General features: G+C 65.0%; 15 protein-coding genes. 8 read left to right on the top strand and 7 right to left on the bottom strand.

Annotated features, from left to right (window positions below; genetic code table 11):
- Window positions 1–217: 217 nt before the first annotated feature.
- Together JLZ96_RS05520 and JLZ96_RS05515 are read left to right on the top strand one after the other, a co-directional pair.
- On the top strand, window positions 218–1,474 hold the full coding sequence (locus JLZ96_RS05520; RefSeq protein ID WP_032366259.1) for a CdaR family transcriptional regulator: 1,257 nt from the start codon (window positions 218–220) through the stop codon (window positions 1,472–1,474).
- A complete protein-coding gene (locus JLZ96_RS05515) occupies window positions 1,471–2,205 on the top strand; it encodes an EAL domain-containing protein (protein WP_230597469.1) in 735 nt (244 codons plus the stop codon). The genes JLZ96_RS05520 and JLZ96_RS05515 overlap by 4 nt, the downstream gene beginning before the upstream one ends.
- A 62-nt stretch (window positions 2,206–2,267) precedes the next feature.
- Here the strand turns inward: JLZ96_RS05515 and JLZ96_RS05510 are convergent, their stop codons facing one another.
- Window positions 2,268–2,465: a CsbD family protein gene (locus JLZ96_RS05510; protein WP_027496220.1), complete on the bottom strand. Its 198-nt coding sequence runs from the start codon at window positions 2,463–2,465 to the stop codon at window positions 2,268–2,270.
- Between the two features lie 118 nt (window positions 2,466–2,583).
- Here JLZ96_RS05510 and JLZ96_RS05505 point away from each other — a divergent pair, with 118 nt between their 5' ends.
- Window positions 2,584–3,045 carry a hypothetical protein gene (locus tag JLZ96_RS05505; protein WP_027496221.1) on the top strand — a complete coding sequence of 154 codons (462 nt, stop codon included), beginning with the start codon at window positions 2,584–2,586 and terminating at the stop codon, window positions 3,043–3,045.
- Window positions 3,046–3,119: 74 nt separating this feature from the next.
- Here the strand turns inward: JLZ96_RS05505 and JLZ96_RS05500 are convergent, their stop codons facing one another.
- The 4 genes from JLZ96_RS05500 to JLZ96_RS05485 all read right to left on the bottom strand — a co-directional run bounded on the left by JLZ96_RS05500 (window position 3,120) and on the right by JLZ96_RS05485 (window position 6,339).
- Window positions 3,120–3,668 carry a Dps family protein gene (locus JLZ96_RS05500; RefSeq protein ID WP_201009618.1) on the bottom strand — a complete coding sequence of 183 codons (549 nt, stop codon included), beginning with the start codon at window positions 3,666–3,668 and terminating at the stop codon, window positions 3,120–3,122.
- Between the two features lie 79 nt (window positions 3,669–3,747).
- Window positions 3,748–4,812, bottom strand: a complete 1,065-nt coding sequence (locus JLZ96_RS05495; RefSeq protein WP_027496223.1) for a TerC family protein — start codon at window positions 4,810–4,812, stop codon at window positions 3,748–3,750.
- Window positions 4,809–4,964 (bottom strand): hypothetical protein, encoded by a 156-nt coding sequence (locus tag JLZ96_RS05490; protein ID WP_167326732.1) that lies wholly within the window; start codon window positions 4,962–4,964, stop codon window positions 4,809–4,811. The genes JLZ96_RS05495 and JLZ96_RS05490 overlap by 4 nt, the downstream gene beginning before the upstream one ends.
- A 160-nt stretch (window positions 4,965–5,124) precedes the next feature.
- A complete protein-coding gene (locus JLZ96_RS05485; protein WP_201009617.1) occupies window positions 5,125–6,339 on the bottom strand; it encodes a CdaR family transcriptional regulator in 1,215 nt (404 codons plus the stop codon).
- Window positions 6,340–6,554: 215 nt separating this feature from the next.
- Here JLZ96_RS05485 and JLZ96_RS05480 point away from each other — a divergent pair, with 215 nt between their 5' ends.
- Together JLZ96_RS05480 and JLZ96_RS05475 are read left to right on the top strand one after the other, a co-directional pair.
- Window positions 6,555–7,994: an amino acid permease gene (locus JLZ96_RS05480; protein WP_032383632.1), complete on the top strand. Its 1,440-nt coding sequence runs from the start codon at window positions 6,555–6,557 to the stop codon at window positions 7,992–7,994.
- Entirely contained in the window at window positions 7,991–8,890 is a 900-nt protein-coding gene (locus tag JLZ96_RS05475) for a universal stress protein (RefSeq protein WP_027496226.1), read from the top strand. Before JLZ96_RS05480 ends, JLZ96_RS05475 begins: the two co-directional genes overlap by 4 nt.
- A 7-nt stretch (window positions 8,891–8,897) precedes the next feature.
- On the opposite strand, the gene speB is transcribed toward JLZ96_RS05475, so the two are convergent.
- Window positions 8,898–9,857 carry an agmatinase gene (speB, locus tag JLZ96_RS05470; protein ID WP_027496227.1) on the bottom strand — a complete coding sequence of 320 codons (960 nt, stop codon included), beginning with the start codon at window positions 9,855–9,857 and terminating at the stop codon, window positions 8,898–8,900.
- A 115-nt stretch (window positions 9,858–9,972) separates the two neighbouring features.
- Here speB and JLZ96_RS05465 point away from each other — a divergent pair, with 115 nt between their 5' ends.
- Genes JLZ96_RS05465 through JLZ96_RS05455 form a run of 3 tightly spaced genes read left to right on the top strand, consistent with a single transcriptional unit; the run spans window position 9,973 to window position 13,129 of the window.
- Entirely contained in the window at window positions 9,973–10,605 is a 633-nt protein-coding gene (locus JLZ96_RS05465; RefSeq protein WP_032366257.1) for a helix-turn-helix domain-containing protein, read from the top strand.
- Complete coding sequence (locus JLZ96_RS05460; protein WP_032366256.1) at window positions 10,602–11,447, top strand: carbon-nitrogen hydrolase family protein; 846 nt, start codon at window positions 10,602–10,604, stop codon at window positions 11,445–11,447. Before JLZ96_RS05465 ends, JLZ96_RS05460 begins: the two co-directional genes overlap by 4 nt.
- Window positions 11,444–13,129 (top strand): NAD(P)/FAD-dependent oxidoreductase, encoded by a 1,686-nt coding sequence (locus JLZ96_RS05455; protein ID WP_201009616.1) that lies wholly within the window; start codon window positions 11,444–11,446, stop codon window positions 13,127–13,129. Before JLZ96_RS05460 ends, JLZ96_RS05455 begins: the two co-directional genes overlap by 4 nt.
- Here JLZ96_RS05455 and JLZ96_RS05450 read toward each other — a convergent pair.
- Entirely contained in the window at window positions 13,126–13,836 is a 711-nt protein-coding gene (locus JLZ96_RS05450; RefSeq protein ID WP_032366254.1) for a YoaK family protein, read from the bottom strand. The genes JLZ96_RS05455 and JLZ96_RS05450 overlap by 4 nt on opposite strands.
- Window positions 13,837–13,852: the final 16 nt, after the last annotated feature.

Genomic DNA, 13,852 nt, shown 5'->3' with positions numbered 1-13,852 from the left:
CAACGAACCGGACGCTAATGCGGATTTGTTGCCGGGTTCACGGTCCAAAACAATCCCCAGGTTTTATTTGTGCACTATGGTTCGAGTGTCTTCACCCCGGCCGACGGTTCGGCCGGGGAAGGACGGTTCGATACCGAGGCAGGGGCGTTGTGGGCAGACATCGGCCGCCTGAAGGACATGACCTGACGCGGGTTTCGAGTACGAGGGGTGGGGTTCGGTGACTGCAACAGACAGTGTGGACACGGCGCAGGAGGAGTACGCAGGTGGTCGACGTGCATCGGACCGCTTGCGGACGCCCCGGGAGACTGCCGCGCGAATGCTGAACCGGTATTTCGTCGATCCGGAGGACGTACCGCCGCCGCGCGACTGTGCACGGGGCGAGCTCGACGACATGGCGACCACCTGCAGCGAACTGGCTGCAGGGGTCCTCGATTCCGGTCGACTACCGGTCGCGGGGGCCATGGACACCTTCCGGGACGCCGCAACGCGGTGGGCCCGCGACGGAGTGCCGCTCGGCCGAATTCAGCACGCGATCAACGAAGGCTGTGCGCTGGGTCTACGGGCCGCCGAGTCAGCGGTGAACCGGGAGGCAGGCGCGGCGGGCGATGACCGGACGATCCTGATCATGGAGCTTCTGAACGTGGTCACCGAGGCGGTGTCCGACGCGTATCTCACCGAGTTCCGCACGTTGGCGCAGAACGGTCCACGGCACGACGTCGAACTGCTCGACGCTCTGTTGACCGGCGACGGCACTGCCCGCAGAATCGCCGATCGGATGGGTGCGCTGCTCGCCGAGGAGTATCACGTCGTGGCCCTGCACTTTCCGGCGCACGCCGACGAAGGGGGTAGGCGCGGCGATGCGGCGATGATGGCCGCACGGAAGCTGCGGAGAATTCACGCGGCCCTGGCAGCGCACAACGGAGACATCGCCCCCATCGCATCCATCAGTGCGACGGGCGGAACGGTACTGCTGCCCGACGTTCCGGGTGCCGACGTCGACGAACTGGTCGAGCGGCTTGCCGACGCCGGCCAGGTCGCAGTGACGGCGACGACCGGGTCGGCAGCGATCGACGACATCTCGGTGACGGCGCCGCACCTGTACGAGCTCTTGAGTCTGGTCCGCAGGCTGCACTACACGCCGGGCACCTACCGCATCTCGGACCTGGTGTTCGAGTACCAGGTGAGCCGGCCCGGACTCGGTCGAAAGCACCTCGTGACCTTGATCGATCCGCTACGTGACTCGGTCGACCTTCTTCCGACGCTGCAAGCCTTCGTGGACTCCGATTCCAACAGGAAGAAGACAGCCACGTGGCTGACGGTGCATCCCAACACCGTCGACTACCGCCTCAAGCGGGTGGATCAACTCACCGGTCTCGATCCGATGAAACCGTCGGGGTTGCGGCGACTGCACGCAGCACTGATCGCCGATCGCCTCGAGGCACGCCGAACCCCGGTGGACGAGCGATCACTGTGACCGTCTCGGACGGCGCGGTGCTGGCAGCGTCCGCGGCGCTCGAGTCGGTGGATTCGGTGGCGGCGCTGTTTCAGCCGGTCGTCGAACTGTCGACGGGACATGTCGTCGGCTACGAAGCCCTCGCTCGGTGGCCGTCGCCGAGCAGCGCACTTCCCGAGGACGTCTTTGCTCTGGCCCGTGAACGGGGACTCGTCGGCCGAGTGGATGTGGCCTGCCGCGCGGCAGCTCTGCGCGCGGCGAGGGAACGTGCCTACTCCCGCAGGGTGCGGTTCTTCCTCAACATCGAACCGGGTTGCTTCCGTGACGAGCAGGACGTCGACATGCACCTCGACGCCATCGGCGACGATCTCGACGTGGTCCTCGAGATCACCGAGCGTGATCTGGATCGGAACGTTCCGTTGCTGATGGCCCTCGTCCGCGGCGCGCGCGCACGCGGGATGGGGGTGGCCATGGACGACGTCGGAGCGACACCGGCAACCCTGGATCTACTGGCGCTGGTGGCACCGGACATCGTCAAGCTCGACGCGTCGATCGTGCGAGCTCCGCTGCGGTCCCGACCGGCGATGCGACAGGTTCACGCCTACGTTCGGTCGAGCAATGCGATCGTGCTGGCGGAAGGCATCGAGACGCGTCGACATCTGCGGCGCGCGAAAGCGCTCGGTGCCAGCTTGGGGCAGGGATGGATGTTCGGGCGGCCACTGCCGCTGCCGAATCCGACAGAAGGCCTGTGACAGAGAAGAACCCCGCACCCGAGCCGTGAAGGCTGGGTGTGGGGTTCTGCTGCATCGATGGATCAGTTCGTGAACTTGTCCTTGATGTTGCCGGCTGCGTCCGAGACGTCGTCGCCGACCTGCTTGGTCTTGCCCGACGCCTGGTCCTTTGCGCCTTCGGCAGCAAGGTCGTCGTTGTCGGTCTTGTGGCCGATCTTTTCCTTGGCTTCGCCCACGAGCTCTTCTGCCTTGTGCTTTGCCTTGTCGATGAAATCAGCCATGTGAACTCCTCGAAATCGATTGTGCTGCTCGTGCATGGGAGTTATACCCGAGATCGCGGTCGGTAATCATCGGACTCCCGGCCGTGTTGCCGGCACGGGATGCGGGTACGTGCCGTTCATGACTGCACAGACGAACGACCCACATTCGCATGAGACGCCGGCACCGGAGCACCGCCGCCCCGACGGAGTGGACGACGATACCGTGGCAGCCACGGGCAAACTGTCCGAGGCACTCGAATACGTCGAGCGCGCTCGCGGCCACCTGTACTCGTTCCATCAGCTGATGGGACACGCGGATCTGCTGCTCGGGGAGGCCTCCGACGCGTTGTCGGACGCCGGGCACGACGCGTTGGCACAGCGACTCGAGACCGACATGATCGGCCGCAACATCGCTCAGGGGCGGTGGACGTTCCAGCTCGTCGAAGAGTTCGACGACGGGTATTGGACGGTACTTCGTGATCACGAGCGGGCGGTCCGGAACGAGCTGCTCGACGGACGTCGGCACGTCTTCGAGGCCGAGATGAAAGAACAGCGACGAACGCACGGTCGCAGCGGCCACGAGGCGCGTCCGACGGAGTGATCTGGTTCTGTCACAACGAAAAGCACCGGCCTCGCCGTGATCGGCGAGACCGGTGCTTCGGGTAGAAATGTTTGTCAGCCGGCTTGCTTCGCAGCGTCGACTTCGCTGGTCGCGCTTGCGGTGGAGAGCTGACCACCGGAGTTCTCCAGGTGCGCGCGGACGAACCAGTGGAACAGTTCGAGCTGGGCGCTCTGGCCGATGAGCATGTCCTCGGTGATCGGATCGATCTCGCCGACCTCTTCGATGTTCTTACGGGTGGTCTCGATGACCCCGGTGTACACCAGATCGAGAGCGCCGAGGTGCTCGATCGCCGTCGCCCGGCCGATCGAGTAATCGTCCCAGGAACGTTCCTGGACGATGGTGCCCGGCGTTCCCTTCGCAGAGGAACCGAGGGTCGCGATGCGCTCGGCGACCTCGTCGGCGAAGCCGCGCACGGCCTCGACCTGAGGATCGAGCATTTCGTGGACCGAGATGAAGTTCGGTCCGACCACATTCCAGTGAATGTGCTTGAGCGTGAGATGGAGGTCGTTGTAGGCGTTCAGGCGATCCTGCAGGATCGCTGCGACGCGCGCGCCCACGTCCGACGAGAGTCCGGGAACGGTGTACGAGTTCTTGTCAGCCATGACGACGGTTTGCCCCATCACGGCGAAGTACAAACATGCCCCGCCGGATCGATTCCGGCGGGGCATGTGTCGTGCGGAACTACTTGTCGAGTCGAGGCGAATCGGTACCCGACGTACCCGTCGACGAGGTGCCGGCGGTGGAGGTTCCGTCCGTCGGATCGACGATCGGACTGTCGGCTGCGGCCTTGTCGACCGCGTCGGCGCTGTCTTCCTCCGGGGGATTCTTCAGGCTCAGGATGATCGAGCCTGCCAGGACCACGACGATGACCACCAGGCTGACGAAGGACGGGATCTCGGGGATCGACGTGCTGATCACCTTGTGCCCGGCCTGCAGGATCAGCTTGACGCCGATGAAGGCGAGGATGATCGCCAGTCCCTTGGACAGGTAGTGGAACTTCTCGAGCAACCCTGCGAGCAGGAAGTACAGGGCACGCAGGCCGAGGATCGCGAACGCGTTCGAGGAATACACGATGAACGGGTCGTCGGTCACCGCCAGAACGGCAGGAACACTGTCGACCGCGAAGACCAGGTCGGCGGCCTCGATCGCCACCACGACGGCGAGCAGTGGCGTGGCCACCCGCTTGCCTGCTTCCTTGACGAAGAACTTGGTACCGGAGTACTCGTCCTGAACGGGGACGATCTTCTTGAGCAAGCGCACTGCAATGGAGGTGCCGGGGTCGTACGAGTCGTCCTCGTCCTTCATCAGCTTGTACGCGCTGTAGAGCAGGATGGCGGCGAAGACGAACAGAACCGCGGCGAACTTGCTGACGATGGCCACACCGGCGGCCAGGAAGATGGCACGGAAGACCAGGGCGCCGATGACACCGAAGAACAACACGCGGTGCTGGTACTCACGGGGGACCTTGAAGTAGCCAAAGATCAGCGCGAAGACGAAGAGGTTGTCGACCGACAGACTCTTCTCCAGTAACCACGCCGTGGTGTATTCGACGCCGGCCGTTGTTCCCAGTGTGAAGAACACCACGATGCCGAAGATGATGGCGACGCCTACCCACAGTGCGCTCCACCACGCGGCCTCCTTGAAGCCGATGATGTGCGCGCCGCGGTGCGCCAACAGGTCGATGGCCAGCAGGATCAGGACGACGGCACCGAATGCGGCCCACGCCCACCATGGGACGACGTTCATGAACGGCCACCCTTACCGGTGAACTTCGTGCCCAATTGCTTCAACTTCGCCTGATTCTCGGGCTTGGTTGCATATCGGCGCGCTCGGTCGATCATCTGTTTGCCCTGAGGGCTGCGAGCGAACGCGGTCAACTTCTGTGTCAACGACGACATCTGTCCTGCTCCTTACGTTCTCGTTCGATCGGTATGTGGGGCGGTTCGACCGCAACTACTCCAGTCTGACTGTTTGCTTTACTGCAGGCAGGGTTGTTTTGCGGACATGTTTCAGCAGACTTTCTTGCCGACTTCCGGCAATCTCGGCCTCAGGTGCGATTCAGGAGTGCAGGCCGGATCGCGGCCAGTCGAGCAACATCGCGCCGAGTACTGCCGTGTGCAGCGCAAATGCCTCGACGGGATTGCCCACATCTTGCCCGGTCAAATCTCTTATTCGCGACAATCTGTACGTGACCGCGCGCACTGACAGATGCATCCGGCGTGCGGTGGACGCCGAGTTCGCGCCGGTCTCGAAGTACACCTGCAATGTTTCCAGCAGTGGGCCTGCTCCGCCCCGAGCGCTCGTCAACGGGGTCAGCAACGTCTCGACCAGATCGGCGATCGCGGCGCGATCACTGATCAGAACGCGATAGACGAGCAGATCACGGGCGTCGACGACGGGTGTGTCGAGCCCCAGCGACGACGCGAGGTCGAGCGCGTCCAGAGCGTCTCGGTACGACGCCGCCACGCCGACTGCGCCGCTGCGTGGGCGACCGACTCCGAGCTGTATCCGTCCGTATTCGCCGCGACGGTGCAGGTCGACCGTATCGCTCGGGGCGGCTGCCGACGCACCGAGGACTCGTCCCACACGGGTGAGCACGTGGTCGACGGCCTCGCGATCGGGTGCCGGAAACACCACGATCAGCCGACCCTGCTTGGTGGCGACGAGGAGATCGGCGTCCCCTTTGCTGCCCTGCACGCTGCGTTCGACCAGCCCGATGGCCGACGTCGCGTCGGTGAACGGAGTCGTGGACGTGACCACGGCGACTGCGTGCGGACTCGACAGATCCAGCCCGAACGTCTGCGCACGTCCCAGGACACCGGCGACATCGGCCGTTCCGGAGAGCAGATCGTCCACGAACTCGCGGCGTGCCAATACCTCCACGCGAACCAGGGTCCGCCGGGCGAGCTGAAAGCCTTCGGCGAGTTCGGCCGCGGCGTCGTCGACGGCTCGAAGCATGACCTCGCCCGCGGTGACGACCCCGGCCGGGTCTGCTGCGGCGGCCTGCACGGCGGGCAACTCGCGCCACAATCGCCACGCCGCCGACAGGTAGAGGTCGAGCAACGCGCGCAGAGCCACACCCGCTCGGGCTGCTTCGTCGCCGTGTACGCGGCACTCCCGAAGTTGCTTCCGGGTGAGCGGAACACCTGCGTCCACCGCATCGGTCACGACGTCGAGAAAGTTCCCCAGGAACGCGACGTCCAGGCCGCCTGCGTCCGAGGCCGCTTGCGCGGCCACCGCGTCGAGCGGTGTCGCGTCCGGCTGTGTGGCCATGTGTTCGAGGGTCTCCCATCCGAGTCGAGGTCAATGGTAGGCGGCGCTCACACCGACACCGGCTCGACGACGAGCTCGTGGACCGCGCGGCGTGTTCGGTGTGCGACCGGGTGGCTCGGGGAGCAGAATCACCGAAATCGCCTCGCGTCGGCTGCTGTACCGCCCGCGGCACGGTTCGGTCCGCACCGTTCGTCTTCACGTTGGGAGTCTCGACCATGACATCGTCGAACGGACCCGCATCGGGTCTGCGCTCGCAGTTGTTCCGCAAGAAACCGATCGCAGAGCCGGACCAGCAGCCCGGTGGTCTGGAACGCACCATCGGGACGTTCCAACTGACGATGTTCGGAGTGGGAGCGACCATCGGCACCGGCATCTTCTTCGTGCTCTCGCTCGCCGTTCCCGAAGCCGGTCCAGCCGTGGTCCTGTCGTTCCTGGCCGCAGGAATTGCCGCCGGGCTCGCCGCTATCTGTTACGCCGAAATGGCCTCGGCGGTGCCGGTCTCGGGATCGACGTACTCATACGCATACGTGACGATGGGGGAGGTGGTCGCGATGGGTGTTGCGGCCTGCCTGCTGCTGGAGTACGGGGTGTCGAGTGCCGCGGTCGCGGTCGGCTGGAGCGGATACCTCAACGAACTTCTCGGTAACCTCTTCGGCTTCACCATCCCGCACGCGTTGTCCGCGGCACCGGGTGACGCCGATCCGGGAATCCTGAACTTGCCCGCCGTCGTGCTGATCGTTCTGTGCGCCGTCTTGCTCATTCGCGGTGCGAGCGAGTCCGCAGCGGTGAACGCAGTCATGGTCGTCATCAAGCTGGGCGTGCTCGCGCTGTTCGCCGTCGTCGGATTCACCGCCTTCGATTCCGGCAACTTCTCGGACTTCATGCCGCTCGGAGCGGCAGGTGTCACCGCGGCGGCCGGCACCATCTTCTTCTCGTTCATCGGTCTCGACGCCGTCTCGACAGCCGGGGACGAGGTGAAGAATCCACAGAAAACCATGCCGCGAGCCATCATTGCCGCACTCGTCGTGGTGATCGTCTTCTACCTCGTCGTTGCGGTCGCGGCGTTGGGCACACAGCCGTGGACAGCATTCGCCGGGCAGGAAGAAGCCGGGTTGGCCGAGATTCTCCGAAATGTGACCGGACGGGCATGGCCGGCCACGATTCTGGCGGCGGGCGCGGTGATCTCGATCTTCTCGGTGACTCTGGTGACGATGTACGGGCAGACGCGCATTCTGTTCGCCATGGGCCGAGACGGGATGCTGCCCAAGGCGTTCGCGAAGGTCAGTCCCCGGACTCACACCCCCGTCAACAACACGATCGTCGTCGCGGTGATCATCTCGATCCTCGCCGCGTTCGTTCCGCTGGACAAGTTGGCCGATCTGGTGTCGATCGGAACGCTCGTCGCGTTCATCGTCGTGGCGATCGGCGTGATCGTCCTGCGCCGGACGATGCCCGACCTCGAGCGTCCGTTCAAGGTGCCGGGCTACCCGGTGACACCGATCCTGTCCATCGCCGCGTGCATCTACATCCTGTCCGGCTTGCGGTGGACCACGTGGTTCTGGTTCGGGCTCTGGCTCGCCGTGGTTCTCGCGTTCTACTTCCTGTGGGGTCGGCATCATTCGGCGCTTCGATCGGTCGGAAAGGTCGCGGAATGAGTGTGCTGATCGCCTTCGCGCCCGGCAAGGGGAGTGTCGGTGCCCTCGATCTCGGTGCGCAACTGGCCCGATCCCTGACCACGAACATCGACGTGGCAACCGTGGTTCCCAAGCCGTGGTCGACGCCGTCGATGGCCCGGGTCGACGCCGAGTTCGCCGACTGGGCCGCGTCGACGGCCACCGAGTCGGAGGCGAAAGCCCGCCACTACTTGGAGGAACGCGCACCCGATGTCGCCGCGTCGTTCCACCGGATGTCGCACCGCTCGGTATCCACCGCATTGACCGAGGCCGCGGAGACCACCGGGGCGTCGATCCTGGTTCTGGGTTCCTCGGGGGACGGTGCTCTCGGGCAAGTCGTCGTCGGTTCCACCGCGGACAAGTTGCTCCATTCCTCGCCGGTCACCGTCGCGTTGGCCCCGCGCGGCTACCGCATTCGAGATCGGGCCGTCCTGACGCGGATCACCTGCGCGTTCTCGGGCGACAGCGAGGCCACCCGCGTCGTCGGGCCCACAGCGGAGTTGGCCCGCGACACCGGTGTGCCACTTCGCTTGGCCTCGTTCGTCGTTCGCGGGGCAACGATGTATCCGCCCGAGATCGGGCTGCGAGCCGAGGACGACGTAGCAGCGGAGCTCGCCCGAGGACTGAGCGAGGCGCTGACCGCTGCGGTGGACGACGCTGTCGCGGTGGGGTTACCGGCCGACCGCGTCGACACCGAGTTGGCGACCGCGGGCAGTTGGCGAGAAGCACTCGACGAACTGCACTGGCAGGACGGCGAAGTGCTGACCATCGGATCGTCCGGGCCGTTGGGTCCGATCGCTCGGGTGTTCCTCGGTTCACGGGCAACGAAGATCATTCGGCACTCGCCCGTACCGATTCTGGTGTTGCCGCGCCGGTGAGTGCCCGCTACCGGTTCAGCGCCAGCACGGACAGCAACTCGTACGCGACATGGGCCGCCGCGATGCCGGTGATCTCGGCGTGGTCGTATGCGGGTGCGACTTCCACGATGTCGGCACCGACCACGTTGAGCCCTACGAGACCGCGCAGCGTGTTGAGCAACTCGCGCGAGGTCATCCCGCCGGCCTCGGGTGTACCGGTGCCCGGAGCATGCGCGGGATCGAGAACGTCGATGTCGACCGAGACGTAGACCGGGCCACCGTCGAGCCGCCTGCGCATCCGCTCGACGATGCTGGCCACGCCGTCGACCTCGTAGTCGTCGGAACGAATCACCTGGAAGCCGAGCACCCGGTCGTCCTCGAGGTCCTGCTCACTGTAGAGAGGGCCGCGGATACCGATGTGCTGGGAGCGTTCGAGGTCGATGAGCCCTTCCTCGCTGGCTCGTCGGAACGGCGTCCCGTGTGTGTACGGCGCACCGAAATACGTATCCCAGGTATCGAGGTGGGCGTCGAAGTGCAACACCGCAATCGGCCCGTGATCACGCGCGAGCGAACGCAGGATCGGGAGCGCGATGGTGTGGTCGCCGCCGAGAGTCAGCACCGAAGAGCCGTCGGCGCGCAGGTCCGTCACGGCATCGTGCACGGTCTGCAGCGCTTCGGTGATGTCGAACGGATTGACCCCGATGTCGCCGAAGTCGGCTACCTGTTGGCGTGCGAACGGCGAGACCTGCAGGGCAGGGTTGTAAGGCCGCAACAGTTTCGACGCCGCACGGATGTGGCCGGGTCCGAAGCGCGCACCCGGCCGGTAGCTCACCCCCGAATCGAACGGTACGCCGAGAATCGTCACGTCTGCCCGCGACACCTCGTCGAGCCGGGGGAGTCGCGCGAATGTCGTCGGTTCGGCGTAACGGGGGACCTTGGTGGCGTCGAGCGGGCCGACCGGGGTGTGTTCCGGGTTGTTCGCATTCATCGAGATGTCCCTCCGCAGTCGAGCGCCCGGCCGTCGAAAGGTCGACCATGTCGCTCGGCAAGCGTTACTCTGATGCTCGGTCTTGTCAACACAAGTTTCCTGAAAGGCGAAAAGGGTGTCTTCAGCCGCGCAGGTCGACGTCGATGCGCCACGGATCGGTGCGCGCCTGAAGGAGGCGCGCCTGAAGAAGCGGCTCACGCTCGACGCGCTCGCCTACACCTGCGGGGTCACCAAGGGGTATCTGTCCAAGCTCGAGCGCGATCAGGTGAACGCATCGGTTGCGTCCCTGGTTCGAGTGTGCGCCGCGCTCGACGTACCGGTCGGCTCGCTGTTCGACGACGCACCCGTCGGCGAAGTGGTACGCGCACAGTCGTTGCCGCGCATCATGTTCGGTGGAGAACAGATGACCGAGTATCTGCTGACGCCGGTAGGGGAGCGTCGCGTGCAGGTGTTGTTGGGGCATATCGAACACGGCGGCGGAAGTGGGTCCGAGGCGTACACGCTGCCGCTCGACGTGAGCTTCGTGTACGTGATCGACGGCGAGCTACGGGTGATCTTCGAAGCCGATCCCGGCGCGGACTTCGGCGGGGACGACATCTCTCTCGGGGCGGGGGACGCCTTCACGTTCTCGCCGCGCCGTCGGCACAGTTTCCGCAGCGACAGCAGCGGTGGGGCGCGAGTGTTGTGGGTACTGGCACCGGCACTGCCCGAAGAATTACCGATCGGAAAGCCGGGGTTGCATCGGTGACGAACACCGTCTCGCTCTATCAGGGGCCGGAGGACTCCGGCGATGTCGAGGCCAACCTGACGGCACTCGATGCTGCGGCTGCGGCAGCCGCGGCGGCAGGTGCATCGATCCTGGTCACTCCGGAGATGTCGGTCAGCGGTTACGACATCGGTGAACTCGTCGTCGATCGTGCCGAACCGTTCGACGGGCCGATCTTCGGGAGGGTCGCACAGATCGCCCGTGCTCACGGCGTCGCGATCGTGTACGGATATCCCGAACGCAGCGGCGAGTCGGTGTACAACGCCGTTCAGGTCGTCGATGCGACCGGTAAATCGCTGGCGCGGTACCGCAAGACGCACCTGTTCGGTGAGCTCGATCGTGCCCACTTCACCCCAGGCCAGAAGTTGGTGGTGCAGTTCGACTTCGGAGATCTGCGCTGCGGTCTGCTCACCTGTTACGACGTCGAATTTCCGGAGACCGTCCGCGCGCACGCCGACGCGGGTACGCAATGGTTGATCGTCCCGACCGGTCTGATGTCGCCGTTCGAGATCATCGCAACCCACGTGGTTCCCACGCGGGCCTACGAGAGTCAGGTGTTCGTCACCTACGTCAACCGCTGCGGCACCGAGTCGACTCTGACCTATTGCGGCCTGACGTGCGCCGTTTCTCCCGATGGCACCGACATCGCCAGAGCCGGTGTGCACGAGCAACTGTTGACGGTGCACTTGGACCCCGCCGACCTCGACAGGTCCCGAGCGATCAACACCCACCTTTCCGACCGACGTCCGGATCTGTATCGGACGGCTCCTCGTCCCGCAGGGACCGCAGGCCCGGTACGAGCCGAGCAGGAGAACGACAGATGACCACACCCGTCACCCCGGACAGCGCGATCGAGCCCGAGGACGAACAACCGCTCACCATGTTCGGGCCGGACTTTCCGTTCGCTTACGACGATTACCTCGCCCACCCGGCCGGCCTGGGTAGCGTTCCCGACGCTGCACTCGGTACCCGAGTCGCGGTGGTCGGCGGCGGACTCGCAGGAATGGTCGTGGCCCGCGAGTTGCTTCGGCTCGGCCTGGAACCGGTTGTCTACGAATCGGATCGGATCGGCGGCCGCATGCGATCGGTGCCGTTCGAGGGGCATCCGGGTGTGGTCGCCGAAATGGGCGCGATGCGGTTTCCGCCGTCCTCGACCGCGTTGTTCCACTACCTCGACTCCGTCGGGCTCGAGACGACACCGTTCCCGAACCCGTTGGCCGAGGCGACCCCCAGTACGGTGATCGATCTCAAGGGCACCAGCCACTACGCCCGCAAGCTCGAGGATCTCCCGCCGATCTTCGCCGAGGTCGCCGACGCATGGAACAGAACGCTCGAGGAGCACGCCGAACTGATTCCGCTGCAGCGTGCCATCCGCAGGCGGGACGCGGCCGAGATCAAGCGCATCTGGAACGAACTGATCGTGAAATTCGACGATCAGACCTTCTACGGATTCCTCGCTGCGTCCGAGCATTTCTCGTCGTTTCGCATGCGAGAGTTGTTCGGCCAGGTCGGTTTCGGAACAGGAGGTTGGGACACCGACTATCCCAACTCCATTCTCGAGATCCTTCGTGTCGTCATCACCGCAGCCGACGATCACCACCGCGGCATAGTCGGCGGGTCACAGCAGCTGCCGATGCGGTTGTGGACCGACACACCCGCGGACCTGGCGCACTGGCCCGCGGGAACGTCGGTGTCCTCGGTGAACGGCGGCACCACGATGCCGCGCGTCACCGAGATCAGGCGCACCGGGGGCGGCACCACGATCCACGACGACCGAGGAAACATCCGTACGTACGCGGCTGCGGTCGTGACCGCGCAGAGTTGGATGTTGCTCAGCAACATCAGGTGCGACGACGATCTGTTCCCGATCGACCACTGGACCGCCATCGAACGTACCCACTACATGGGGTCGACGAAGGTCTTCGCACTCGTCGATCGGCCGTTCTGGAAAGACAAGGACCCGGTGACCGGGCGTGATCTGGTCAGCATGACGCTGACCGACCGGATGAGCCGCGGCACATACCTTCTCGATCAGGGCGAAGGAAAGCCGGGGCTGATCTGCCTGTCCTACACCTGGTCCGACGACTCGCTCAAACTGCTGGCTCTCGATCCCACCGAACGCATGAACATCATGTTGCGATCCCTCGAAGAGATCTACCCGGGCGTCGACTTTCGCAGCCACATCATCTCGACTCCGGTGACGCTGTCCTGGGAGACCGAGCGCGACTTCATGGGTGCGTTCAAGGCCAACCTGCCGGGGCACTACCGCTATCAGGAAAGACTGTTCACCCACTTCGTGCAGGACGAACTCGAACCCCGACACCGCGGCATCTTCCTTGCCGGCGACGACATCTCGTGGACCGCCGGTTGGGCGGAGGGCGCGATTCACACAGCACTGAACGCGGTGTGGGGCGTCGTACATCACTTGGGTGGCACCTCGGCACCGGACAACCCGGGCCCGGGCGACGTCTTCGACACCATCGCGCCGCTTCGACTGGGCGACTAACGCTTCGCTGCCGCCGATCGAGGTGGGCGCTCGTCGAACACGAACAGTGCCAGCGCAACGATCAGCATGACGGCCACCACCCAGATCGCGCGCAGAGCGAACAGCTCCACCGACACCGCGCCGAGTACAGCGCCGCCGAGAAATCCGGCGATGACCGTGCCGAACCGCCGAGCTCTGATCCCCGCCTCCCGATCGTGCTCGACCACACGATGAAACGCCGCCATGGCCATGGTGCGGAGGTTGCCGGTCGTCATCGTCGTGTTGAACGGCGAATCCACCAACACCCGAAAGGTCGTCACCTGCACGCCCGCGACATGCGCGAGGATGACCGACACCACCGCATCGGGAACCGTTGCCGGCAGAAACCCGACGATCACCAGAACCAGGATCTCGTAGCAGAGCACAGCCCGCACCGGCCTGCGCACGATCCTCTCGATCGCAGGCAACGCGATGAACTCGGCCGTCATGACACCCAGAACGAACGCCGTCAACGGCGGCAGGAACACCAGCGCCTCCACCCAACGCCCGCCCGCCACGTCCACGCCGAGCAGCACCACGTTGCCGGTCTGGGCACCGGCGAACACACCGCCGCGAGTGACGTAGGTGTACGCATCCAGAAATCCGCCCACTGCCGCCAGCAGCACTCCGAGCCGAACCGACTTCGCGGTGGCGACGGAGATCTGGGGTTCAGGACGAGGGGTGGTCATCGCGAAATCCTGACAC

Source organism: Rhodococcus sp. NKCM2511 (assembly GCF_014905595.1).
Classification (GTDB): domain Bacteria; phylum Actinomycetota; class Actinomycetes; order Mycobacteriales; family Mycobacteriaceae; genus Rhodococcoides; species Rhodococcoides fascians.
Note: the sequence above shows the minus strand (reverse complement) of the source record. Positions and strands in the feature narration are given on the sequence as shown.